We start from the raw sequence: 23,883 nt of genomic DNA on the forward strand, positions 1-23,883 counted from the left end.
GCCCTCCCCCGCAGGCGGGGGAGGGAGAAAAGCGCAGGCCGCTGCTCGGAATGGGGCTGTCATTGGCCCCACCTCGCGCGCGCGGGGGGAACTTCGGCGCGCGTGGGGGCGGTCAGACGCAGCCTCAGTCGGTGAGCTTCACGACGAGCTTGCCGAAGTTGCGGCCTTCGAGCATGCCGATGAAGGCGTCGGGCGCGTTCTCCAGGCCGTCGACGACGTCCTCGCGCCAGCGGATGCGACCGTCGCGCAGCCAGCCGCCCATCTCGCGCAGAAACTCCGGGTACAACGCGATGAAATCGCGCTGGACGAAGCCGCGCACGGTCAGGTGTCGCGACAGGATCAGGCTCATCAACTGCGAAAGGCGATCGGGGCCGGGCGGTGGCGTGCTGTCGTTGTAGTGCGCCACGAGGCCGCAGACCGGCACGCGGGCGAAGTCGTTGAGCAGCGGCAGCACGGCGTCGAGCACCTTGCCGCCCACGTTCTCGAAGTAGACGTCGATGCCGTCCGGGCACGCCGCCTGCAACTGCGCGGCGAAGTCGTCGGCGCGGTGGTCGAGGGCGACGTCGAAGCCCAGGTCGTCGCGCACATGCGCGACCTTGTCGGGGCCACCGGCGATGCCGACCACGCGGGCGCCCTGGAGCTTGGCGATCTGCCCGACGGTTGCACCGACCGGGCCGCTGGCTGCGGCCACGACCAGGGTCTCACCATTCGCCGGCTTGCCGATCTCGCGCAGGCCGGCGTAGGCGGTGAAGCCCGGCATGCCGTAGACGCCCAGCGCCAGCGACGGCGCCGGGCCGTCCCGGTCGATCTTGCGGCGCAGGCCCTCGCCGTCGACCACGGCATGGGTCTGCCAGCCGGCGTGCGCGAGCACCAGGTCGCCGGGCGACCAGGCCGGATGCAGCGACTCGACCACTTCCGAGACGGTGCCGCCATCCATGACCTCGCCGACTTCGATCGGGGCGACATAGGAGCGGCCGGCATTCATGCGGCCACGCATGTAGGGGTCGAGCGAGAGCCAGCGGTTGCGCAGCAGCACCTGGCCGTTGCGCGGGGCCGGCAGTGGGGCCTGCTCGATGCGGAAGTTGGCAGCGGTCGGCGCGCCTTCGGGGCGCGCGGCCAGAACGATGCGGGTGGTGGTGGTGGGCTTCATCGGCGCATACCTCTGGATGGAAGGGGGTGTCATACCGCATCGGGGCGGTATGCCCCGTCGAGACGATGGAACGGCTCAGCCGGCGCTGGCGCCGTCGAGTGCAGCGATGTCGGCCTTGGACAGCAGCAACGTGCGCGCGGCCGCCAGTTCGCGCAGTTGCGCGAGGCTGGTGGCGCTGACGATCGGTGCGGTGATGCCAGGGCGCGCGATCAGCCAAGCCAGGGCGACCTGGGCGACGGTCGCCGCATGGCGGCAGGCGACATCGTCGAGCGCGCCGAGGATGCGCTTGCCGCGCGGGTTGAGGTACTGCTGGACCACCTGCACGCCGCGCGCGCTGGACTTGGCGGCGTCGGCCTCGCTGCGGTACTTGCCGCTGAGGAAGCCGCTGGCCAATGCGTAGTAGCTGATCACGCCCAGGCCGTGCTCGCGCACCAGCGGCTCGAGCTCGCGCTCGTAGCCGGCGCGATCGACCAGGTTGTACTGCGGTTGCAGCGTCTCGTAGCGCGGCAGCCCGTGCCGGCGCGAGATCGCCAGCGCTTCGGCCAGACGCGGCGCGGTGTAGTTCGAGGCGCCGATCGCGCGCACCTTGCCCTGCTCGATCAGCCGCGAGAACGCGCCGAGGGTGTCCTCCAGCGGCACCGTGGGGTCGTCCTCGTGGGCCTGGTAGAGGTCGATGACGTCGGTGCCGAGCCGGCGCAGCGAGTCGTCGCACGCGGCCTGGATGTTGGCCGGCGACAGGCCCGGGCGCTGCGCCCACTTGGCGACCTTGGTCGCGATGGTCACCGCCTGGCGTTTGCCGCTGCGCTGCAGCCACTTGCCGATCAGCGTTTCCGATTCGCCGCCGGCGTTACCCTCGGCCCAAGCGGAGTAGACGTCGGCGGTGTCGATCAGGTCGATCCCCAGCGCGACGCATTCGTCGAGCAATGCGAACGAGGTCGCCTCGTCCGCGCTCCAGCCGAACACATTGCCGCCGAACGCCAGCGGCGAAATGCGCAGTCCGGACTGTCCGAGTTCGCGTTCGGCCATGGTCGAATTTCATCCAGAGAAGAGGTTGCCAGCATAGGCAGCGCGCGGCGACGTGCGCGTCCATGCGCTGCAAAGCAGTGTTCCGGCCACGTGTGTCCGGACCGTGCGGGCCCGCAGCGGCGCGGCTTGTGGCACGCTGGCGGCACCTGTCCACCGGAGTTCCACCCATGCAACGCAGCTTGTCGTTGTGCGCCGCCGTCCTGCTCGCGCTGACTGCCTGCGGCGGTGCGCAGATCCGGGCCGATACCTCGGCCGACCTCGACGCCGCCAACGTGGCGCGCTTGGACGCGGCGATCGCCGGCGACGGGCGCACGCCCGAGAACGCCGCGCGCGATGGCGCCCGCCACCCGCGCGAGACGCTGCAGTTTTTCGGTGTCCGTCCGGGCCAGACCGTGATCGAGATCACGCCCGGCAGCGGCGCCTGGTACAGCGAGATCCTGGCGCCGTACCTGCGCGGCAGCGGCCGCTATGTCGCGGCGATGGTCGACCCGGCGGCGGTGCCCGCCGGCCGCGGGCGCGACTACCAGCAGGCCCAGCGCGACGGCCTGCAGGCACGCTTCGCGCGTGATCCGGCGCACTTCGACCGGGCGCAGATCGTGAGCTACGACCCGGCGGCGCCGCAGCTGGGGCCGTCCGGCTCGGCCGACGTCGTGCTGACGTTCCGCAACGTCCACAACTGGCGCAGCAGCGGCCAGGCCGAGGGCATGTTCAAGGCGTTCTTCGATGTATTGCGCCCCGGCGGCGTGCTGGGTGTGGTCGAGCATCGCGCGGCCGGCGATGTGCCCACCGACGACCGCAGCGGCTACGTCGGCCAGGCGCAGGTCATCGCGCTGGCCCAGGCGGCCGGCTTCCGGGTCGACGGCAGCAGCGAGATCAACGCCAACCCGCGCGACACCCGCGACCATCCCGACGGCGTGTGGACCCTGCCTCCGACCAACCGCCACGAGCCGGGCGATGCGGCCCGCTATACGGCGATCGGCGAAAGCGACCGGATGACGCTGCGCTTCGTGAAGCCCTGATCGACCGGGATTGAGGCTCGGCATTGACATTAGGGATGCGTAGCCGCGCGTCCCGCCGTCCGCCTGCCGTGCCCCCGCCCAAGTTCCGACCCTTCGTTTCCATGCTGATCGCCTTCAACAAGCCTTTCAACGTGCTGTGCCAGTTCACCGACCGCAGCGTGCCGCCGCGGGCGACGCTGGCCGGGTTCGGGTTGCCGGCCGGGGTGTATCCGGCCGGGAGGCTGGACCACGACAGCGAAGGTCTGCTGCTGTTGACCGACGACGGGCCGCTGGCGCACCGGATCACCGACCCGCGGCACAAGCTGCCCAAGACCTACCGGGTGCAGGTCGAAGGCGCGCCGACGGCCGCGCAACTGCAGGCGCTGCGCGACGGCGTGACGCTCAAGGACGGGCCCACCCGGCCGGCGCAGGTGGCCTTGCTCGATCCACCGCCCGCACTGTGGCCGCGCGATCCGCCGGTGCGCTTCCGCAAGTCCGTGCCCGACGCCTGGCTGGAGTTGACGATCCGCGAGGGACGAAACCGCCAGGTCCGTCGGATGACCGCTGCGGTCGGGCTGCCGACGCTGCGGCTGGTGCGCGTCGCGATCGGTCCCTGGCAACTGGCCGAGCTGCCTCCGGGCGGATGGCGAGCGGAAGCGGGCTGAACGACGCCGCCCCTGTACCGGCGCCCATCACGTCACCTGCATTTCTGTTAACGTCTGGGTCGTTTTCGGCGTGAACTTGCACGCGTCCCCGACCCGCCAGGCTTTTCCACGGAGCTCCATGCCGTACTCCAGTCCCGTCAGCGGCCGCATCCTGGTGGTCGACGATCAGCCGGCGAACCTGCGCGTGGTCAGTTCGTTGCTGAGCCGTCACGGCTACGAGGTGACGACCGCGGCCGATGGGGCCGAAGCGCTGGCGCTGCTGTCGGACCTGCGTCCGGACCTGCTGCTGCTTGACATGCTGATGCCGAACATGGACGGCTTCGCGCTGCTGGGCGAGATCAAGCAGATCCCCGAGTTGCTGCGGCTGCCGGTGGTGTTTCTGACCGTCGCCCAGGACCGCGACCTGTTGTTGCGCGCATTCGATGCCGGCGCGGTGGACTACGTCACCAAGCCGTTCATGCCCGAGGAACTGTTGGCGCGCGTGAATGCCCACGTCGGCCTGAAGCAGACCCGCGACCGGCTCGAGCGCATCGCCCGCGAACGCCAGGAGCTGGTGAACCTGGTCGCGCACGACCTGAAGAACCCGTTGTCGAGCATCTGGTTCGCCAGCGACATGCTGCTCAAGGGCGAAACCAAGCCCGAGCGCGTGCCGCGCTACCACCGGATGATCCACGACAGCGCCGAGGACGCGCTGGGCTACATCCGGCGTTACCTCGAGACCCAGGACACCTCGCGCAAGGGTGAGGCGGCCGACAGTGCCACCGCACTGCGCGAGGTCGTCGACTGGCTGGTCGACCGCTACGCGCTGCAGTTCGAGGACCGCGGGGTGTCCTTGCAGACCCGGCTGCCGTCGGCCTCGCCGATGGTCGCGGTCGATACGCTGGTGCTGCGCCAGGTGGCCGAGAACCTGATCACCAACGCGATCAAGTACGCGCCCTCGAGCAGCGTCGACATCTCGCTGCGCGGCGGCGGTCCGGGGTTCTGGCAACTGTTGATCGAAGACCGCGGGCCGGGCATCGCCCGCGACCTGCAGCACGCGCTGTTCCGGCCGTTCCAGCGGCTGGCCCACGCGGGCAAGGACGACGGGCGCTCCAGCGGGTTGGGGCTATCGCTGGCCAAGCAGATCATCGTCAACCTCGGCGGGCAGCTGTGGTACGAGGACCGCGAAGGCGGCGGTGCGCGCTTCATCATCGAGCTACCCGAAGTCGCCGCCGAGCGCGCGCTGCCGAGCGCCGCCAACGACGACGCGCCGTCGCGCACGCGCGGCTGAGGCCCTCGCACAAACCGGGGTCAGAGTGCAATTTCGCCTTGCGAAATTGCACTCTGACCCCGGTTTTGTTCATTTTTCATCCCCACGCGATGTCGCAAAACGCGTACCGAACACATCGCCCTCGTTCCACCGCGGCGGCGTGTCGTCGTCGCCGATCAGGCGCGTGATCGCGGCGCTCACCCGCGCCAGGCGGGCGGCATCGCCGTACTGGATCGGCAGGTCGACGTTGTCGCAGGGCCGGTGATAGCAGTTGCGCAGGAACCAGGTCGCCGCGACCCGCGGGTCCTGGCCCGCACTGGCCGACGTGACGCCGCCGTCGAGGTACAGCGCCGGCACGCCGGCGCGCACGAAGGCGTACTGGTCGCTGCGCACGAACGTCGCCTCCTCCGGGAACGGATCGGGCGACAGCGTGACGCCGACCTCCGCCGCCGCGCGCTCGGCCGCTGCCTTCAGGCTCGAATGCTCGACGCCGATGGCCACGATGTCGCGCGTGGGCGCGGTGAGGATCGGCATGTCGATGTTGAGATTGGCGACCGCACGGCCGGCAGCCGGCGGCGGTCGGCGCGCCAGCCAGGTGGCGCCAAGCAGGCCCTGCTCCTCACCGGTCACCGCGGCGAACACGGTCGAGCGCCGTGGCGGCCGGCCGTTGTGCGCCAGTTCGTGCGCGGCCTCGAGCATGATCGCAACCCCCAGTGCGTTGTCGAGCGCGCCGTTGTGGATGCCCTCGCCGTCCGCGCTGGCTCCCAGGTGATCGAGGTGCGCGGTGTGTACGACGCTCTCGCCGGCCAGCGCCGGATCGCGGCCCGGCAGCCGACCGACGACGTTGTGGCCCTCGCGCGTGTCGATGCGCGTGCGCGCGGCCAAGGTCAGCGTGCCGGGCAATGCGAACGGCGTCGCGGTGCCGGCGCGCGCGGCGTCGGCCAGTTCGGCCGCGGTGCGCGGGCCGTCGGCGAACACCAGGTCGGCGGCGGCCGCGGACACCACCGCCATCGCACGCAGTGGCGGGCCGTCGTCGAAGGCGCGGCCGTCGTCGCCGCGCAAGCGCATCGCCGGCTGCAGCCCGCGCTCGAGCGTGCGCGCCCAGGGCGTGCCGGCCTCGTCGGCGGCGGTGTGCACCAGCACCAGCGCGATCGCGCCGTGGGCGGCGACCGCCTCGACCTTGCTGCGCAGGCTGCCGTAATGCGCGGCCTGGGTGCCCGGGAAGCGGGCGGGCGCGCCGCCGAATGCGACTGCGATGCGCCCGCGCAGGTCGACGCCGCGAAAGTCGTCGTGGTCGAGCTCGGGGGCGTCGATCGCCTGGCCGACGAAGACCGCCGGCGCGCTGGCTTCGCTGCGCGGCGCGGCGAAATCGGGCAGCGGCAGGAACTGCTCGAACGGCCGCAGCGCGATGCGCCGCCCGCTGCGCTCGACCTCGAGCCGCGCACCGTCGCGCTCGACGCTGGCGCGCAGCAACGGCACGCGTTGCTGCCAACCACCGTCGTCTCCCGCCGGTTCCAGGCCAATCTGGGCAAAGCGCGCGGCGACATGCTCGGCAGCCCGCGCATAGCCCGCGCTGCCGGTGAAGCGGCCTTCCATGCGGTCGTCGGCCAGGATGCGCACGTCGGCCTCGATGCGCTGGCCGGCCGGCGTGTCGTTGGCGACCGCGGCGGTGGCGGGCATCGCCTCGGCCGAGGCCGGGGCCGGCTCGCGTCCGCAGCCGGGCAGCAGTGCGAGCAGGCAGACGAGCAGCGCGAAACGGGGCATGACACGGGTCCGAGCGGGCGAGGCCGGACCGTAGCACAGGCCGCCGGCGCGGCCGCGAGGCCTGCACATCGGGCTTGCTAGCCTGCCGCGATGTACGACCTCGATCAGGTACACCGGCGCTACGGCGCGACCACCGCGCTCGACGGCGTCGACCTGCAGATCGCGCCCGGCGCGACCACCGCGCTGATCGGGCCCAGCGGCGCGGGCAAGTCGACGCTGCTGCGGATGCTCGTCGGCCTGGAATGGCCCGATGCGGGCGAGGTGCGTTTCGACGGCGCGCCGCTGCGCCGCGACACGTTGCCGGCGCTGCGCCGACGGATCGGCTACGTGATCCAGGAGGGCGGGCTGTTCCCGCATCTCGATGCCGCCGGCAACGTCGCACTGCTGGCGCGCACGCTGGGCTGGTCGCGGGCGCGGATCGAGGCGCGCATGACCGAGCTCGCCGCGCTGTGCCAGCTGCCGGCCGATGCGCTGCGACGCTATCCGGCGGAGCTGTCGGGCGGGCAGCGCCAGCGTGTGGGGCTGATCCGTGCGCTGATGCTCGATCCCGACGTGCTGCTGCTCGACGAACCGCTGGGCGCGCTCGACCCGATCGTGCGCCACGACCTGCAGGCGCAGATGCGCGCGCTGTTCGCGCGCCTGGGCAAGACCGTGGTGCTGGTGACCCACGACATCGCCGAGGCGGTGTGGTTCGCCGACACGGTGGTGCTGCTGCGTGCCGGCCGCATCGTGCAGCAGGGCCCGCCGCGCGCATTGCTCGACGCGCCCGCGGACGATTTCGTGCAGGCCTTCATGCGCGCCCAGCGCAGCGTCGACGAGGCGGCACGGTGAGCGCGCGGCGCACGCTGTTCGCGATGCTGGCACTGCTGGTCGGTCTGTTGCTGCCGATCGTGGCCGCCGCGCAGGCCGCCACGATCGGCTCGAAGAACTTCACCGAAGGCGTCGTGCTGGGCGAGATCGCCACGCTGGCGGCGCGGCAGGCCGGCGCCGAGGTCACCCATCGCCGTCAGCTCGGCGGGAGCCGGATCCTGTGGCGCGCGCTGCTCGAAGGCGAGATCGACGCCTACGCCGAGTACACCGGCACGCTGGCCGACGAACTGCTGCGCATGCCGCGTGCGCAGCGCGCCGAATTGGACGCCGCGCTGGCCGAACGCGGACTGGCGATGACCGCGCCGCTGGGGTTCGACAACAGCTACGCGATCGGCATGCGCCGGCAGCAGGCCGCGCAATTGGGGATTGCGCGGCTGTCGGACCTGGCCGGGCACCCGCAGTTGCGGCTGGGCCTGAGCAACGAGTTCATGTCGCGCGGCGACGGCTGGCCGGGGCTGCGCACCGCCTACGCGCTGCCCCAACGCCCCGATGGGCTCGACCATGATCTTGCGTATCGGGCGCTGGCCAGCGGGGCGATCGACGCCACCGACCTGTACGCGACCGACGCCGAGATTCCGCACTACGACCTGGTCGTGCTCGACGACGACCGCGACTACTTTCCGTCGTATGCCGCGGTCTATCTGTACCGGGCGGACCTGGGCACGCGCGCACCGGCGGTGCTGGCCGCGCTGCGCGGGCTGGAAGGTCGGATCGATGCGGCGACGATGCAACGGCTCAATGCGCGGGTGAAGCTCGACGGCGTGCGCGAGGCGATGGTCGCGGCCGACTGGCTCGGGGTTGCGCCGAGCGCGGGCGACGGCCGCGTGGCGCGCATCGCCCAGCGCACCGGCGAGCATCTGGCGCTGGTCGGCATCTCGCTGGGCGCGGCGCTACTGGTCGCACTGCCGCTGGGCGTGGTCGCCGCGCGGCGGCCGCGGCTGGGCCAGGGCGTGCTGGCACTGACCGGCGTGCTGCAGACGCTGCCGTCGCTGGCGGTGTTCGTGTTCATGATCCCGCTGTTTGGCATCGGCGCGGGGCCGGCGATCGCCGCGCTGTTCCTCTACAGCCTGCTGCCAATCGTGCGCAACACGCACGCCGGACTGACCGGCATCGCGCGCGAGTTGCGCGAGACCGCGGCGGCGATCGGGCTGCCACCGGCGACCCGGCTGCTGCGGGTGGAACTGCCGCTGGCCTTGCCGACGATCCTGGCCGGCATCAAGACCGCGGCGGTGATCAATGTCGGCACCGCGACGCTCGGTGCCCTGATCGGCGCGGGCGGCTACGGCCAGCCGATCCTCACCGGCATCCGGCTCGACGACCTGGGCTTGATCCTCGAAGGCGCGGTGCCCGCTGCGTTGCTGGCACTGGCGGTGCAGGGCGTGTTCGAACTGGCCGAGCGCGCGCTGGTGCCGCGCGGCCTGCGGCTGGCCGCGCGGCGCTGAGCCTCAACCCGCGCGCAGGCGGAAGACGATGACAGTCGCGATCGCGACCACCGACACGCCGCCCACGATCCAGAGCAGGTTGTAGAGCGTGAAGCGCCGGTTGCGCAGCGCCTGCGGGTCGCCGCAGGCGGCGTTGGCGGCCAGTTGCAGCCGGACCAGGCTGGCGCAGGCCAGCGGCATCAGCGCGATCCCCGACCAGTCCATCCACGGCGTCGTCGCCGGCCAGCGCTCGGCCACCGACGGACCGACGAACGCGGTGCCCCAGGACACCGCCTCGCACAGCGCAAACACACTCGCCACCGCCATCGGCCACCAGCGCCGCGCACTGCCCGACGCGCGCAGCGCCTCGTCGATCCGACGCGCCAGCGCATGCACGGTCAGCCACGCGAACAACGCGCGCACGACCGGGCGCAGCTTGACGCGATGCACGGCCTGCCAGCGGCTCCAGTGCCGGTAGAACCAGTACATCTGGTAGAGCCCGAACGTCGCGACGTAGAGCACCACCAGTTTCAGCGGCGAGACCACGTAGAACGCATCGCCCGTCACTGCGGGTGCGCGCACGTCGGACTGCGGCGGGGCGAACGGATCGTCCGGCGCGTGCATGCCGGTCAGCCGCCGCCGGCGCGCGTCGCGCGCAGCATCGGGTTCATTGCGACAGATCCACGACGAAGGCCGGCAGCAGGATCGCCGCGCCGGCCAAGGCCCAGATCAGGCCGAAGATCACGATCCACGCCCCGTTGGCCCAGGTGAAGCGCCGGTTGCCCGCGCCGTCGGGATCGCCGCAGGCGGCATTCGCGGCGCGCTGCATCGCCAACATCGACAGCGCGATCGGCACCAGCGCCAGCAGCGAGATGTAATCGGTGATCGGCACGCCGATCCCGCCATCGGCCAATAGCGAGGTCACCGTGCTGCCGATCTGACACACGACGTAAACGGTCGCCGCCAGCGCCGGCGACCAGGCGCGCACGATGCCGAGCGCGCGCAGGCGCTGATCGATGCGCCGGGCCAGCGCATGGGCAAAGAAGATCGAGAACAGCGCGCGCGCCACCGGCCACACGGTCTCGTTGTGGGCGCGTCCCCACCGGCGCCAGTGGACGTAGAACCAGTACAGGACGTAGAGGCCGAAGGTGACGAAGAACAGCACGCAGAACTTCGTCGCCGAGACGACGTAGAACGGTTGCGCGTCGGCGGCGGTGGCCGGCATCGGCGCCACGTCCGCGGTGGGGGGCGCGTACAGATTGTCCGCAGATGCATCCTGCATCGGTGATGTCCTGTTTCGAGGCGTCGCGCATGGTAACGCGAGCACCTGAGGACGCTGTCCGCCGCGAGGGCTCGGCAGCGCACTCGGGCTGGCACCCATAGCGGGTCGGGGGGCGGACGCGCGCTGGGTGTGGCGCCGCGTCCCTTCGAGGCGCCCGGGTACGACACCTGGCGCGATCTACCGGTGCGACCCCATGCGCAGTCGACAACTGGCCGGTCAGGCGCGAGCTGGGCGGAAAGGCTGGTCGAGGCTATGACGCCACATCAAGGCGCACCATTGAGCAATTTGGACTACTTAGATGTTCCATTTACTGCCAAACTAGCTTGAAATGTCTACTTTGATAGACCATTATCGACCGATGGACAGCGCCATCGAGCTCTATATCAACGGCACATGGCACTGCGCTGCCCGTATCGCGGTGAACGAACGCGCCGTGCGCTTTGAGTACCTGCCCGACTATGTCTTCGGCCACCTTGAGCACGCGCCGCCCGTGGCGCTTTCGCTCCCGGTCAGTATGGAGATCCACACCTGGTCGGGCGCTTCGCAGACGCCTCTGGCCTTCCTGTGGGATCTGGTGCCGCAAGGGCGCGGCCGCGAGCACCTGGCCGGCCTGCTGGGGGTTTCGGCCCAGGACGCCACACAGGATTTTTTCCTGGCCCAACACGGCGCCTTTGCGCCCATTGGACGTCTTCGTCTCGACACCGCCGTCGAGTTCTACCAGCGTCAGACCGGCGGCGCTCCGGCGGAGGGCTTCACGACGCGAGACATCAGCGAACGAACCGATGCATTTCTTGCGCAGCTCGCGTTGCACAACATGCTTGCGGCCGGCACACCCGGCGTGCAGGGCGTGGCCCCGAAGTTTCTGCTGACTCAGGACGAAGAAGGGCGTTGGTATCCCGATGCAGCGCTGCCCGATGCGCGGGCACGTGAGCACTGGATCATCAAGCTGCCGCGAGGCCGGGACCCGAGCGATCAGCGGATTCTTCGCCACGAATCCATCTATCTGCAGGCCGTTGGCGCCTGTGGCCTGCGTACGATCGACACGCCCGTCTTCAAGGACGGCATGCTGTTCCTTCGCCGGTTCGACCGACAGGTCGGCCCCGATGGTGTCGTCCATCGTCTCCATCAGGAGACGCTGTCGGCACTGGCCGGGTTACCGGGCTTCGGCCGCAACGCATCGCTCTTTGCGCTCACCGAACGATTGGCGGACATGGCGTCGAATCCGGCCCAGGCCGTCGCGGAATTCCTGTGCCGGGACGTCCTCAACCGGGCGCTGCGCAACCCGGACAACCACGTGCGCAACACCTCCGTGCAGCAATGTCCGGACGGGACCGTGCAACTGACCCCGCTGTACGACATCGGCCCGATGTATCTCGATCGCGAGCTGATCACCCGCACCTGCGACTGGCGTCTGCCCGAGGGCAGGATCACCGACGATTGGAACGTGATCCTGGAGCGATTGGCGCTGCACGACGACGTCAAAGTGAAAGTCGCCATCGCGCTCAAGACCTTCGGCGAGGAACACCTGCCGAAACTCGCCCAGGAACTGCGCATGCGAGATGCCGATGCGGATATCGTCGAGGCGTGCGAGACCGCGATCGGATTTCAGATCACCAAGCTTCAGGCCATTGCCCATGCAACGCCGACGCCCTGACAGCCAGACGGTCCGCCTGCTCAGAGACGCGCTGGCGGTCGACATTGCCTACGGTCGTCTCGACCTTGCGCAAGCCGTCAAGCGCATGCGCAAGATCAGCGGATTGACCCAGGTGCAGTTCGCCAAACATCGCGGCATGAGTCTACTGACGCTCAAGCGTATCGAGAGCGGTAAAGGAAACCCGACGGTCGAGACGCTCGAAAGCATCGGACATCTCTTCGGGCTTCGCGTCGCCTTCGTGCATGCGGATCCCAAAACGACCGCCCATTGGCTCGAACACGAAGACGCGCGCGACAACGATCGTTGAGCGCTGGCAGAACGGGGCGCGCCTAACGCGACGCGGGCGGCGTGTCGTCGTCAAGGTCGCGCGCCCGGGGGCGCGCCGGGAACGGCAGCACGACGCCGCGCGTGTCATCGGCCGGCGGGCGCTGCCACAGCACCGGCACATCGTGCGGGGCTGGCGGCTCCAGCGTTTCGGCCTGCAGGCACGCAGCGCGTTCGGCCTCCGCCTCCTCGATCTCCCAGCTGTAGCGGCGGCGCGGCGGCTGCGGGTCGGCACGGCGGAACCAGAACGCCGCCAGCACGCCACCCAGTGCGCCGCCCAGGTGCGACTGCCACGACACGCCCGGCTCCTGCGGCAGGATCGTCAGCAACATGCCGCCGTAGAACAGGAAGGCGATCATGCCGGCGGCGACCGACGGCCGGTCGCGGCGCAGCAGGCCGAGCACGAAGATGAGGAACATCAGGCCGTGGGTCACGCCGCTGGCGCCCAGGTGGTGCGACCCCGGATCGCCGAGCAGCCAGGCGCCCAGCCCCGAGCCCAGCCACATCAGCGGCAGCCCGCGCAGCGTGGCCTTGGGATACACCGCGAGCGCCAGCGTGCCGAGCACCAGCAGCGCGCTGGCGTTGGCGATCAGGTGGCCCGGCGAGCCGTGCAGCAGCGGCGCACCGAGCAGGCCCATGAGGCCGGCCCATTCGCCGGGGCGCACCGCCAGCGCGCGCCAGTCGGCCATTGCCTGGATGCCGAAGGCGATGACCAGCAGCAGCACGAAGCCGATGCTGGCCTGCAGCGCGCGCGACAGCCGCTGCCGGTCGCGCGCGCGCTGGGCGGGCGAATCCTCGGGCGCTTCGGGCATGTCCAGATGCATCGCTCCAAGGTGGCGACAGATCGCGAGAACGCAAGCGATGGAAGCGATCGCGACAGAGGCCGCGTCCGACGAGCGCGCGGCAGCGGAGCGGAGACGACGCCGCGAGCGCGCTGGATGCTTGCTCGCGCCAGGCCCGTGCCCCCTCCCGACGCCTGCGGCGTCGACCTCCCCCGCGCTGCGGAGGAAGTGGTCCCGTCTGCGCTGCGAAGGAAGTGGCGCGTCCGCGCTACGCGCGCGAATCGCGCGGCTTATCTCCCTCCCCCGCATTGCGGGGGAGGGCTGGGGTGGGGGCGCTGTTCGCGGCAAGCCCAGCCCCCACCCGACGCCTGCGGCGTCGACCTCCCCGCGCTGCAGAGGAAGTGGCCCCGTCTGCGCTGCGAAGGAAGTGGCGCGTCCGCGCTACGCGCGCGAATCGCGCGGCTTATCTCCCTCCCTCGCATCGCGGGGGAGGGCTGGGGTGGGGGCGCTGTTCACGGCAAGCCCAACCCCACCCAACGCCTGCGGCGTCGACCTCCCCCGCGCTGCGGAGGAGGTGGCCCCGTCTGCGCTGCGAAGGAAGTGGCGCGTCCGCGCTACGCGCGCGAGTCGCGCGGCTTATCTCCCTCCCCCGCATCGCGGGGGAGGGCTGGGGTGGGGGCGCTGTTCGCGGCAAGCCCAGCCTCACCCGATGCCTGCGGCGTCGACCTCCCCCCAGGTGACGCGCGCGCGCCGTTACGCTGCGCCGGCCACGCGCCCGCGCCGCGCGCGTTCGAGGTGCACCAGCAGCAGCGAGATCGCCGCTGGGGTCATGCCCGGGATGCGCTGGGCCTGACCGACAGTCAACGGCCGCACCTGGCCGAGCTTCTGCACGATCTCCGCCGACAGCCCACGCACACCCGCATAGTCGAAGCCGTCCGGGATCGCCGTGCCTTCCTGACGCTGTTGACGTTCGATCTCCACGCGCTGGCGCTCCAGATAGCCGGAGTACGTCGCCTCGATCTCCACCTGCTCGGCGATCTGCGCATCCATCACGCCGGGCCCGATGCCCGCCACGCGCATCAGCGTCGGGTAATCGAGCCCGGGGCGGCGCAGCAGGTCGATCGCGTTGCTCTCCCGGCGCAGCTCGATGCCCAACGTCTCGACGGCGGCCCGGCCCAACGCGTTGTGCGGCGATGCCCACAGCCCGCGCAGGCGCGCGGTCTCGCGCTCGAGCCCCTCGCGCCGGGCGTCGAAGCGTCGCATGCGCGCATCGTCCACCACGCCCAGCTCGCGGCCGATGCCGGTCAGGCGCAGGTCGGCATTGTCCTCGCGCAGCTGCAGCCGGTACTCGGCGCGGCTGGTGAACATGCGGTACGGCTCCTTCGTGCCGTGGGTGATCAGGTCGTCGATCAGCACGCCGATGTAGGCCTGGTCGCGGCGCGGGGTCCAGGCATCGAGGCCCCGCACCTGGCGCGCGGCGTTGACGCCGGCAATCAGGCCCTGCGCGGCGGCTTCTTCATAGCCGGTGGTGCCGTTGATCTGCCCGGCGAAGAACAGCCCCGCCACCGCGCGCGTTTCCAGCGACGCCCGCAGCCCGCGCGGGTCGAAGAAGTCGTACTCGATCGCGTAGCCGGCGCGGGTGATGTGCGCCTGCTCGAAGCCGACGATGCTGCGCACCAGCGCCAACTGCACGTCGAACGGCAAGGACGTCGAAATGCCGTTGGGATAGATCTCGGCGACGTCCAGGCCCTCGGGCTCGACGAAGATCTGGTGGCTGTCCTTGTCGGCGAAGCGCACCACCTTGTCCTCGATCGACGGGCAGTAGCGCGGTCCGATGCCTTCGATCTGGCCCGAGAACATCGGCGAGCGATGCAGCGCGCCGCGGATGATTTGGTGAGTGCGCTCGGTGGTGCGGGTGATCCAGCACGGCACCTGGCGCGGGTGGTCGGCCTGCGAGCCGAGGAACGAGAACACCGGGCGCGGATCGTCGCCGGGCTGGATCGCCATCGCGTCGTAGTCGAGCGTGCGGCCGTCGATGCGCGGCGGGGTGCCGGTCTTGAGCCGATCGACGACGAACGGGCGCTCGCGCAGGCGCTGGGCGAGCGTGGTCGCCGGCGGATCGCCCGCACGCCCGCCCGCCGACTGGGCTTCGCCGACATGGATGCGACCGCCAAGAAACGTGCCGGCCGTCAGCACCACGGCCGGCGCGTCGAAGCGCAGGCCGGTCTGGGTGATGGCACCGCGGACCGCGTCGCCCTCGATGACGAGGTCGTCGACGGCCGACTGGAAGATCGTCAGGTTCGGCTGCGTCTCGACGGCCCGACGCACGAACGCACGGTAGAGATTGCGGTCGGCCTGGCAGCGGGTGGCGCGCACCGCCGGACCCTTGGAGGCGTTGAGCCGCCGCCACTGGATGCCGGCAGCGTCGGCGGCGCGGGCCATGACCCCGCCCAGGGCGTCGATCTCGCGCACCAGGTGGCCCTTGCCGATGCCGCCGATCGCTGGGTTGCAGCTCATCACGCCGATGGTCTCGACGTTGTGGGTCAGCAGCAGGGTGCGGGCGCCGGCACGCGCGGACGCGAGCGCCGCTTCGGTGCCGGCGTGGCCGCCGCCGACGACGATGACGTCGTAGCTATGGAAGTCGTTGGGCATCGACGGATTATCCGGCAGGTCGGCCGGCGCCGGCGAGCCGGTGCTTGGCACGATTTCTGCGTACGTTAGAACTGCACCCGGGACGGCGAGCGTCTGAAAGGGGGGCGCGGCTGGAGATTGGAACAGGGCCGGCCATGCACGTCCCGGGGAAGCGCGGGGCCGGATGTCGGGGGACATCCGGCCCCTTTTTCATTGGCTCGTCGCGCTACACACGCATCGTGCGCGGCAGAGCGAAGAGCCGACGCCCGGCGGAGGGCGGAACAGGGGGGATCCGAGAGTCCCCCGCCGGGCATCGACAGTCGTATGACCTTTTCGTCGCAAACCGACGCAATCGGTCAGGCGGGGCCAAGCTTCGCCCGGGAATGCCAAAGGCGCAAGCCCCAATGCGGGCCGACTTCCCGGAATGGGCCGGAGTTCACGAAAGCCGCCAAGCGCAGCAAAACCGGGAGGACCGGGAAAACCGGGGTCAGAGTCGCTTTTCGCGCATGCGTTGCTGACGACATGGCGCGATGTCTAGGCGAAAAGCGACTCTGACCCCGGTTTTTGGGCCGATCAGGGGACGCGCTGGTCGGGGCGGCGGTAGCCGGCACGCTCGCGTGGGGCCGGGCGCGGGGTGTCGCTGCTTGGCGGACGGCTTTGCGGCGGACGGCTCGGGGGACGCTGCTCCGGCGGGCGCGCCTGCGGTGGCGGGCGGTAGCCCGGACGCGGGCCGCTGTGGCCGGGACGGCCGTCGCCGCCGCCGGGGCGGCCGCCCCAGTGCCCACCCGGGCGACCCGGGCGATCGGTGTCGGGGCGTCCGGGCCGATCCGGGCGGCCGACACCGGGTCGGCCATCGCCCCAGCCCGGGCGGCCAGGCCCGTGGCCGTGCGGCGGCCGGTATCCGGGTCGTCCGTGTCCGTGTCCGTATCCAGGGCGACCGGGCACGACCGGGCGCACGATCACCGGCGGCGGCCGGTAGTAGCCGCCGCCGTAGCCATACCCGTAGGGCCGGGTGCCGTAGGGCCGGGTGCCGTAGTACGGCGCGCCGTACCCCGCACCGCCGTACCAGCCCGAATAGCGGCCATAGCCGACGCTGCCATAGGGCGCGCCATAGCTGCGATACACCGTGCCGGGCGCGCCGTAGTAGTAGTCGCCGCTACCGCCGCGGTAGCCATAACTGGCGCAACCGGCGAGGGTGAGACAGGCGACGAGGATCAATCCCTTGCGGATCATGGCGGTCCCCCGGTCGATAAGGGGTCCAGCTTCGGCCGCGCCCATTGAATCGGCCCTTAAGGGCGCCGGTCCGCCACGCGACACGGTCAGGTTGGATCGTGAATCCGCAAGGCCGCTCGGCTACGCTGTCGCGATGCATGCCGCCCTGCCCTTGCCCGACGCCAACGCCCTGCTCGCCGCAGCTGCCCGGCTCGCGCCGGTCGCCCATCTCACACCGGTGCTGCGCAGCCGGGTGATCGATGCAGCCGCCGGTTGCGCGCTGCATTTCAAGGCCGAACATCTGCAGCGCGCAGGCGCGTTCAAGTTCCGCGGCGCCTGCAATGCGGTGCTGGCGCTGGACCCTTCGATCGCGGTGCGCGGGGTGGTCACCCATTCGTCCGGCAATCACGGCGCAGCACTCGCCCTGGCCGCGCATCTGCGCGGCATCGCCTGCCATGTCGTGGTGCCCGAGGGTGCGGTGGCGACCAAGCTGGCGGCGATCGCCAGCTACGGCGCGGTGTTGCACCACTGCGCGCCGACGCTGGCCGACCGCGAGCGCACCTGCGAACAGGTCCGCGCGCAGACCGGCGCCACACTCGTGCATCCGTATGCCGATACGCAGGTGATCGCGGGCCAGGGCACGGCCGCACTCGAACTGCTGCATGCGGCCGGGCCACTCGACGATCTGGTGGTGCCGGTCGGCGGCGGCGGGCTGGCGGCCGGTACCGCGTTGGCGATCGCGCACGCCGCGCCGCAGACCCGGCTGGTGCTGGCCGAGCCGCGCGGCGCCGACGACACCCTGCGCTCGCTGCAGCAGGGCACGCGTGTGCACGACCTGGTGCCCGATACGGTCTGTGACGGCCTGCGCGGGCTGCTGGGCGCGCCGAACTTCGAGATCCTCTCGCGCCACGGCATCGAGCGCGGCCAGCCGGTCGAGGTGCTGGCGGTCGACGATGCCGACACCGTGGCCGCCGCGCGGCGGATCGCCGTGCACACCAAGCAGCTGGTCGAGCCGTCGTCGGCCATCGCGCTGGCCGCGGTGCTGGGCGCGCCGGCACGCTTCGCCGGCCGTCGCGTCGGCATCGTGCTCAGCGGCGGCAACGTCGATCCGGACCGGCTGCCGTGGCGGCCATGAGCCAGCGGCGTCGACGTCGCCCGCTGCTGCGCCTGTGCGTCTGGATCGCGCTGCTGCTGGTCGCCTGGCTGGCCGGCGTCGCGGGCTGGATCGTGCATGTGGGCAGCCGCGACGAGGCCGGGCCGGCGGACGCGATCGTGGTGCTGGGCGCGGCCGCCTATGACGCGGTGCCCTCGCCGGTGTTCGAGGCGCGCATCGACCATGGCCTGGATCTCTACCGCGCCGGCCATGCGCCGGTGCTGATCTTCACCGGCGGCTACGGCGGCGCCAAGGCGCGGTTCTCCGAGGCGCAGGTCGCACGCCGCTATGCGTTGCGCCGCGATATCCCGGCCTCGGCGATCCTGACCGAGTCGCGCTCGCGCACCACGGTCGAGAACCTGGTCGAAGCGCAGCGGCTGATGCGCGAGCACGACCTGCATCGGGTCATCGTGGTGAGCGACCCGCTGCACATGGCGCGCGCCCTGCGCGCCAGCCGCCGACTCGGCATCGACGCGCTCGGTTCGCCGACCCCGTCGACGCGTTTTCGCACCTTCCGCACCCAACGCGAGTTCCTGCTGCGCGAGGTGTACTTCTTCCACCGCGATCTCTACGAGTCGATCGTTCGCAAGCTAGCTGCATGACCGAAACCCATTCGGCCGCGGTACTCGCGCTGGTTGAAGGCAGCGACAACTCGAGCACCGGCGCGCAGATCGTCTGAGGCGCGACGCACAGGCGCGCTCCACGCACCGGGCGTTGTGGGTCAATCGCCGGCTTCGCTGTGGCCCGCAGATGCGTGTCGATCGACCGCGCCGCCGCTGAACGTCACGCGCGAGGATCGGCGCCGCCCCTTTGACATACGCAACGTATGTGAAAGATGATCCGCATCCCAATCCCACTGACCCGTCGCGATGCCGCGCCAGACCCGCCAGGCCATGATGGCGCAGACCCGTGCACTGCTGATTGCCAGCGCGCGTCAGGCGTTCGCACAGGTCGGCTATGCGCAGACCTCAATGGATGCGTTCACCGCCAAGGCAGGCCTGACGCGGGGCGCGCTCTATCACCACTTCGGCAGCAAGGAAGGGTTGCTGCGCGCGGTGGTCGAGCAAATCGAGGGCGAGGTCGCGCTGCGCCTGGAGGCCATCGGTGCAGCCGCCGGCACGCCCCTGGAGGGGTTCCGGCGCCGGTGCTGCGCTTACCTGGAATTCGCACTCGAACCGGAGATCCGACGAATCGTGCTGCAGGACACCCGCGCAGTCTTTGGCGATGTCCCGGCGGCCGCGCAATCGGCGGCCATCCTCACGCTCGAAACGGCGCTGCATACGCTGGTGGACGCGGGCACCGTAGCGCCCGTGGCGGCCCCCGCCGCGGCGCGAATGATCTACGGCGCGGTCACTGAAGCTGCGTTCTGGATCGCCGAGTCAGACGACGCCCAGGCAGACCGCCTGGCGGAGGCGCTGCGAACACTCCATCGCGTGCTCGACGCGATCCTTCTCCCCCCGCCCCAAGGGCCGATTCGATGATGCAATGGTCGAACACCGCGACGCGCTTCGGCGCGATCGCCAAGCTGTTCCACTGGACCACCGCGGCCGCGTTCATCGGCGCCTACCTTGTGGTGTACGTCGTGATCTGGTGCATGGACGACACCTCGCCGGCCTCGTTGCCCGTCCTCAACATCCACTGGGCGCTCGGCTTGCTCGTCGGCTTCCTGGTCCTCCCTCGCTTGCTGTGGCGGGCGTGCAATGTCACGCCCGCCCCACCGGCGGCCTCGCGGGCCGAGCACTGGCTTGCCGAAACCGCGCACTGGCTGCTCTACGCCTGCATGATCGTCATGCCGCTCACCGGTTATCTCGGCACCGGGGCGCCGACCGACTTCGGCTTGTTCGTGGTGCCTGGCTTCAACGAGACCGCCGCTTTCCAGTGGCTGTCATCGACATGGCAGCTGTCGTGGGAGGCCTTCGAGGCGCCGATCGACGTGATCCACCACGCGCTGGGCAAGTGGGTGGTCTGGGTGATCGTGCTCGGCCATGTCGCAGCCGCCCTGCATCACCACTGGATCCGCCGCGACGACGTGCTGTTGCGCATGTGGCCCGGTGCTCGTAGCGGACGCGCGACGCGCCGCTGACCCGTCCCGCGTCGGCGCACCGTCGATGGCGAAGCAGGCCGCCGCTGCGGGCGTCAGCGTGCAGGCTGGCCGTCGGCCACCAGGGTCAGGCCCTCGGCCAGCAGCCAGCGGGTCGCGAGCACGCGCTGGGGCTGCGGCTGGTCCTTGAGCACGTCGACCATCTGCCGGAATGCGCGGCAGCGCCCTGCCCGGCTGGCCTCGTCGGTCCCGGTCGAAGTGAGCCCGAGCATGAAGCCGTCGTGCAGCAGCGTCGCGGTCACCGCCGCGGCGCGCAGCACCTGTTGCGCGGCGGCCGGATCGAAGGCCTGCGGCTGACCTTGGAGGCCGGTCAGCGCGACGTTGGTGAAGGCATTGGCGAAGCGATTGCGGCTGGCCGGTCCGAGCCGGTCGACGGTGCGCTGGAACGCGGCCAGGTCGCGCGCAGCGTCGGGCTCGAACAGATCGCACAACGCCCGCGCTTCGCCGGGTTCGCGCGAGGCGTGCAGGACCGCCTGGAACAGCCCGTCGATGGCCTCGGGCGCGGCGCGCCGCAGGACATCGCTGCCCGTCGACAGCACCGCGGCAGCATCGATCTGCGACAGGTCGATCTCGTACTGCTGCGCGGACGCCGGCAGCCACAACGCGGTCAACAGCAGCACAGCGGTCGGGCGCCAGCGCATCAAGGCATCCACGTAGCGGGAAGGAGGCGCCGAGTCTAGGCGGTGGCGCGCGGCGGCGGATGAACGCCGCGCTCAGGCGCCCATGTAGCGCCCGGGCCGATGGTTGAACAGCAGCACCAAGTTGAGCACCAGCACGCCGAGCGCCGAGTACAGCACTTTGGAGGGCGGCAGTACGGTCAGCGAGACCAGCATCAGCACCGCGTCGAAGCCCAGCTGCAGCTTGCCCGCACTCCAGCCGCGGCTGCGCTGCAGCCAGACCACCACGATGCCCACGCCGCCCAGGCTGGCGCGGTGGCGGATGAACGACAGGATCCCCATGCCGACCAGCGCACCGCCAAACACCGCCGAGAACAGCGGCGTCATCGAGTCGAACGGTGCCATGCGCGGGATCAGGTCGGCGACGACGCCGGTCACGCCGACCGCGAGGAAGGTCTTGAGGGTGAACTCCCAGCCCATGCGCCGCACCGCGATCCAATAGAACGGCAGGTTGAGCAGCACGAACAACAGGCCGAAATGCGCGCCGGTCGCGTAGTGCGCCAACAACGCCATGCCGGCCACGCCCCCGACCATCAGGCCGCCGGTGGCCAGGATCGACATCCCCAGCGCACTGACCAGGCTGGCCAGGATCAGGCCCTGCACATCTTCGGCGACGGTATGGCGCTGCGGCAGCGGCGCCGGGGCGGCCACGGCCACGGCCGCGGCCACCTCGGCAGCGTCGGGCACGGGGTCGAACGCGCCAGGGCGGGAATTGGCGGACACAGAAGGGAGATCCGGATATTGTTGCAGCGCAGCATAACGCCTGCGGGCCATCGCCGTCATTGCGCGCGGCACCCCGCCCGCGTCGTGGTCAACGTCAGTGACGCTGCGGCCGCTGCCGCTGTTGGGCGTCTATCGCGCCAGCAAGGCAGCGGTCGAGGCGATGACCGAATCGCTGGCCGTCGAGGTCGAACCACTGGGCATCCGCGTGCGGCTGGTCCTGCCCGGCCGGGCACCGGAGACGCGCTTCGGCGAGAACGCACGCGCGCACCTGCGCGGCGTCGACCATCCCGCATACGGGCCGCTGGTCGAACGCGTGCTCACCGGCTTCCGCGAGACCGACGGCCCGGTCACCCAGGCCTTGGACGTGGCCGAGGCGATCTGGCGGGCGACGACCGAGCCCGGGACACCGATGCGGATCGCGGCCGGCGCCGACGCCGAGGCCTGGATGGCCGAGGCCGGTTGAGCCTGCGCCGGCGGCGCGGCGTCAGTCGCGTCGCCGGCGGACCGGGATCGCGCTGGCCGGGAATCGCGCGAGTTCCTCGCCGCCGTCGCGGATCGGCGCCCCCGGCTGCGGCGCCCAGGCCATCGCGGTGATCCATTCCCAACTCGCCGGCAGGCCGTCGGCCTCGCGGAACTGTTCGTAGTGCGCCGCGGCCGCGGCGAAGCGCGCGCGTCCGGTCAACGCACGACGACGACCGGCCAGCGCGTTGGTCGCACCGACCGCGCGCAGCTCGCGCATCAGCGCGGCCATGTCGGGGTGATGGTGGACGGCGACCTCGCGGTCGAGCACCGGATTGCGGAAGCCGGCCTGCATCAGCGCGTCGCCAAACTCGGCGATCGACGCGAACGGGCTGACGTGCGGCACCTCGTCGGCATGGCCGAAGGCCTCGCGCAGTTCGATCAGCGTCTGCGGGCCGAAGGTCGAACACAGCAGCAGGCCGTCGGGGCGCAGCACCCGACGAAAGCCGGCAAACGCGGCCGCCAGGTCCTCGACCCATTGCAGCGACAGGTTGCAGAACAGCACGTCGACGCTGTCCTCGGCGATCGGCAGTGCGCGCAGATCGGCGCAGACCCGGTCGACGGGGCGCTGCAGGCCGAGGCGGTCGCGCCAGCCGGCGCGCACCGGCGCCTGCTGCAGCATCGGCAAGGCCAGGTCCACCGCCACGATGCGCGCCTTGGGCCAGCGCGCGCGCATCGCCAGCGCGGCATGCGCCGGGCCGCTGCCGACATCGAGCACGCAGCCGGGCACGCGGTCGTCGAGATAGTCCAGCGACTCGAGCAGATGCGCCTCGACCTGCCGTTGCAGAGCGGCGGCGCCGGCGTAGCTCGACGAGGCGCGCGAAAACGCCCGGCGGACGTGGGTGCGATCGAAGATGGCGGTCATGGGGTCGGCGATTCGGGGGCGGGGAAACGGTGCGCGCTAGGCCGCGACCGTGGACAGGAACGCGAGCAGATGCTCGGCCACGGCATCGGCGTGGGTCAAAAACGGCGCGTGGCCGGCGTGCGCGATCGTGTGCGCCTGCGCGCCGGGGGCCTGCGCAGCGGCCGCGTGCATCGCCTGCGGGTCCACCAGCCGGTCGCGCCGACCGGCCAGCCACAGGCTCGGCACGGTGAGCCCGGGCAGTGCCGCACGCAGGTCGACGCTGCGCAGCAGCTGCAGCCCGTCGACGAGCGCATGCGCGGCCGGCTCGCCGCGGGCGAAGACTTCAGCGCGCAGCGCGCGCACCTCGCCGCGCGCATCGTCCGAGCCGAAGGCTTCCAGCGCGATGAAGCGGTCGAGCGTGCCGCGGTAGTCCTCGCGCAGGCCGCGCGCGAAGTCGCGGAAGACCTCCGACGCCATGCCGTGGGCCCAGTCTTCGCCGCGCACGAAGCGCGGACTGGCGCACAGCACGGCCAGTGCGGTCGCCGTGCCCGGGCGGCTCGCCGCAGCCTGTAGCGCGAACAGTCCACCGAGCGACCAGCCCAGCCACGGCGCTGGCGGCAACCGCGACGCAAGCGCATCGACCACCGGGGCGAGCGCCAGCGGCACGGTGGCCTCGCGGCTGCGTCCATGACCCGGCAGGTCCACGCAGTAGACGGTGCGGTGGGCGCGCAGGCGCGCGACCAGCGGCGCGAACACGCCGCCGTGCATCGCCCAGCCGTGCAACAGCACCAGCGGCGGCCCGTCGCCGCAGACCTCGATGTGCAGGCCACTGCCCTCG

Annotated in this window: 24 protein-coding genes; 12 read left to right on the forward strand and 12 right to left on the reverse strand. The window is 71.1% G+C overall.

Translation table 11 applies throughout. The features are described 5' to 3' along the window. Nucleotides 1-124 precede the first annotated feature (124 nt). Together ABE488_RS11385 and ABE488_RS11390 are read right to left on the reverse strand one after the other, a co-directional pair. Nucleotides 125-1,150 carry an NADP-dependent oxidoreductase gene (locus ABE488_RS11385; RefSeq protein ID WP_346444493.1) on the reverse strand — a complete coding sequence of 342 codons (1,026 nt, stop codon included), beginning with the start codon at nt 1,148-1,150 and terminating at the stop codon, nt 125-127. A gap of 75 nt (nt 1,151-1,225) precedes the next feature. Next, nucleotides 1,226-2,176 carry an aldo/keto reductase gene (locus tag ABE488_RS11390; protein WP_346448451.1) on the reverse strand — a complete coding sequence of 317 codons (951 nt, stop codon included), beginning with the start codon at nt 2,174-2,176 and terminating at the stop codon, nt 1,226-1,228. 167 nt (nt 2,177-2,343) lie between these two features. On the opposite strand from ABE488_RS11390, the gene ABE488_RS11395 reads away from it, so the two are divergent. The 3 genes from ABE488_RS11395 to ABE488_RS11405 all read left to right on the forward strand — a co-directional run bounded on the left by ABE488_RS11395 (nt 2,344) and on the right by ABE488_RS11405 (nt 5,109). Beyond that, a complete protein-coding gene (locus ABE488_RS11395) occupies nt 2,344-3,195 on the forward strand; it encodes a methyltransferase (protein ID WP_346448453.1) in 852 nt (283 codons plus the stop codon). Nucleotides 3,196-3,296: 101 nt separating this feature from the next. Continuing rightward, nucleotides 3,297-3,839: a pseudouridine synthase gene (locus ABE488_RS11400; RefSeq protein WP_346444497.1), complete on the forward strand. Its 543-nt coding sequence runs from the start codon at nt 3,297-3,299 to the stop codon at nt 3,837-3,839. A 118-nt stretch (nt 3,840-3,957) separates the two neighbouring features. Next, nucleotides 3,958-5,109, forward strand: a complete 1,152-nt coding sequence (locus tag ABE488_RS11405; RefSeq protein WP_346448455.1) for a HAMP domain-containing sensor histidine kinase — start codon at nt 3,958-3,960, stop codon at nt 5,107-5,109. Between the two features lie 69 nt (nt 5,110-5,178). On the opposite strand, the gene ABE488_RS11410 is transcribed toward ABE488_RS11405, so the two are convergent. Continuing rightward, on the reverse strand, nt 5,179-6,852 hold the full coding sequence (locus tag ABE488_RS11410; RefSeq protein WP_346448457.1) for a M28 family peptidase: 1,674 nt from the start codon (nt 6,850-6,852) through the stop codon (nt 5,179-5,181). A 90-nt stretch (nt 6,853-6,942) separates the two neighbouring features. Between ABE488_RS11410 and ABE488_RS11415 the strand changes: the two genes are divergently transcribed. After that, a complete protein-coding gene (locus tag ABE488_RS11415) occupies nt 6,943-7,683 on the forward strand; it encodes an ABC transporter ATP-binding protein (RefSeq protein WP_346444502.1) in 741 nt (246 codons plus the stop codon). A gap of 23 nt (nt 7,684-7,706) precedes the next feature. Continuing rightward, nucleotides 7,707-9,164 (forward strand): glycine betaine ABC transporter substrate-binding protein, encoded by a 1,458-nt coding sequence (locus ABE488_RS11420; protein ID WP_346448554.1) that lies wholly within the window; start codon nt 7,707-7,709, stop codon nt 9,162-9,164. A gap of 3 nt (nt 9,165-9,167) precedes the next feature. Here ABE488_RS11420 and ABE488_RS11425 read toward each other — a convergent pair whose 3' ends face one another. Together ABE488_RS11425 and ABE488_RS11430 are read right to left on the reverse strand one after the other, a co-directional pair. Beyond that, nucleotides 9,168-9,767 (reverse strand): hypothetical protein, encoded by a 600-nt coding sequence (locus tag ABE488_RS11425; RefSeq protein ID WP_346448459.1) that lies wholly within the window; start codon nt 9,765-9,767, stop codon nt 9,168-9,170. Nucleotides 9,768-9,810: 43 nt separating this feature from the next. Continuing rightward, nucleotides 9,811-10,425: a hypothetical protein gene (locus ABE488_RS11430; RefSeq protein WP_346448460.1), complete on the reverse strand. Its 615-nt coding sequence runs from the start codon at nt 10,423-10,425 to the stop codon at nt 9,811-9,813. Nucleotides 10,426-10,783: 358 nt separating this feature from the next. Here ABE488_RS11430 and ABE488_RS11435 point away from each other — a divergent pair, with 358 nt between their 5' ends. Next, nucleotides 10,784-12,079, forward strand: coding sequence for a HipA domain-containing protein (locus ABE488_RS11435; RefSeq protein ID WP_346448462.1), 1,296 nt, complete (start codon nt 10,784-10,786; stop codon nt 12,077-12,079). Next, nucleotides 12,060-12,386 (forward strand): helix-turn-helix transcriptional regulator, encoded by a 327-nt coding sequence (locus ABE488_RS11440; protein WP_346448463.1) that lies wholly within the window; start codon nt 12,060-12,062, stop codon nt 12,384-12,386. The genes ABE488_RS11435 and ABE488_RS11440 overlap by 20 nt, the downstream gene beginning before the upstream one ends. 22 nt (nt 12,387-12,408) lie before the next feature. Here the strand turns inward: ABE488_RS11440 and ABE488_RS11445 are convergent, their stop codons facing one another. From ABE488_RS11445 to ABE488_RS11455, 3 genes are all read right to left on the reverse strand, one after another. Then, nucleotides 12,409-13,215: a rhomboid family intramembrane serine protease gene (locus ABE488_RS11445; protein ID WP_346446298.1), complete on the reverse strand. Its 807-nt coding sequence runs from the start codon at nt 13,213-13,215 to the stop codon at nt 12,409-12,411. Between the two features lie 723 nt (nt 13,216-13,938). After that, a complete protein-coding gene (gene mnmG / locus ABE488_RS11450; protein WP_346448465.1) occupies nt 13,939-15,837 on the reverse strand; it encodes a tRNA uridine-5-carboxymethylaminomethyl(34) synthesis enzyme MnmG in 1,899 nt (632 codons plus the stop codon). 552 nt (nt 15,838-16,389) lie between these two features. Then, nucleotides 16,390-17,049 (reverse strand): hypothetical protein, encoded by a 660-nt coding sequence (locus ABE488_RS11455; RefSeq protein ID WP_346448466.1) that lies wholly within the window; start codon nt 17,047-17,049, stop codon nt 16,390-16,392. Nucleotides 17,050-17,182: 133 nt separating this feature from the next. Here ABE488_RS11455 and ABE488_RS11460 point away from each other — a divergent pair, with 133 nt between their 5' ends. The 4 genes from ABE488_RS11460 to ABE488_RS11475 all read left to right on the forward strand — a co-directional run bounded on the left by ABE488_RS11460 (nt 17,183) and on the right by ABE488_RS11475 (nt 20,264). Further along, complete coding sequence (locus ABE488_RS11460; RefSeq protein ID WP_346448468.1) at nt 17,183-18,163, forward strand: pyridoxal-phosphate dependent enzyme; 981 nt, start codon at nt 17,183-17,185, stop codon at nt 18,161-18,163. Further along, entirely contained in the window at nt 18,160-18,783 is a 624-nt protein-coding gene (locus ABE488_RS11465) for a YdcF family protein (protein WP_346441889.1), read from the forward strand. Before ABE488_RS11460 ends, ABE488_RS11465 begins: the two co-directional genes overlap by 4 nt. 267 nt (nt 18,784-19,050) lie before the next feature. Next, nucleotides 19,051-19,662 (forward strand): TetR/AcrR family transcriptional regulator, encoded by a 612-nt coding sequence (locus tag ABE488_RS11470; protein WP_346448470.1) that lies wholly within the window; start codon nt 19,051-19,053, stop codon nt 19,660-19,662. Further along, nucleotides 19,662-20,264, forward strand: coding sequence for a cytochrome b (locus ABE488_RS11475; protein WP_346441891.1), 603 nt, complete (start codon nt 19,662-19,664; stop codon nt 20,262-20,264). Before ABE488_RS11470 ends, ABE488_RS11475 begins: the two co-directional genes overlap by 1 nt. 53 nt (nt 20,265-20,317) lie before the next feature. On the opposite strand, the gene ABE488_RS11480 is transcribed toward ABE488_RS11475, so the two are convergent. Beyond that, nucleotides 20,318-20,923, reverse strand: a complete 606-nt coding sequence (locus ABE488_RS11480; protein ID WP_346448472.1) for a hypothetical protein — start codon at nt 20,921-20,923, stop codon at nt 20,318-20,320. 72 nt (nt 20,924-20,995) lie between these two features. After that, entirely contained in the window at nt 20,996-21,628 is a 633-nt protein-coding gene (locus ABE488_RS11485; protein WP_346448556.1) for a YitT family protein, read from the reverse strand. Between the two features lie 151 nt (nt 21,629-21,779). Here ABE488_RS11485 and ABE488_RS11490 point away from each other — a divergent pair, with 151 nt between their 5' ends. After that, on the forward strand, nt 21,780-22,145 hold the full coding sequence (locus ABE488_RS11490) for an SDR family NAD(P)-dependent oxidoreductase (RefSeq protein WP_346448474.1): 366 nt from the start codon (nt 21,780-21,782) through the stop codon (nt 22,143-22,145). A 21-nt stretch (nt 22,146-22,166) separates the two neighbouring features. On the opposite strand, the gene bioC is transcribed toward ABE488_RS11490, so the two are convergent. Further along, a complete protein-coding gene (gene bioC, locus ABE488_RS11495) occupies nt 22,167-23,066 on the reverse strand; it encodes a malonyl-ACP O-methyltransferase BioC (protein ID WP_346448476.1) in 900 nt (299 codons plus the stop codon). 36 nt (nt 23,067-23,102) lie between these two features. Further along, on the reverse strand, nt 23,103-23,870 hold the full coding sequence (gene bioH / locus ABE488_RS11500; protein ID WP_346448558.1) for a pimeloyl-ACP methyl ester esterase BioH: 768 nt from the start codon (nt 23,868-23,870) through the stop codon (nt 23,103-23,105). Between the last annotated feature and the right edge of the window lie 13 nt (nt 23,871-23,883).

This window comes from Luteimonas sp. TWI662, assembly GCF_039673825.1.
GTDB lineage: Bacteria > Pseudomonadota > Gammaproteobacteria > Xanthomonadales > Xanthomonadaceae > Luteimonas.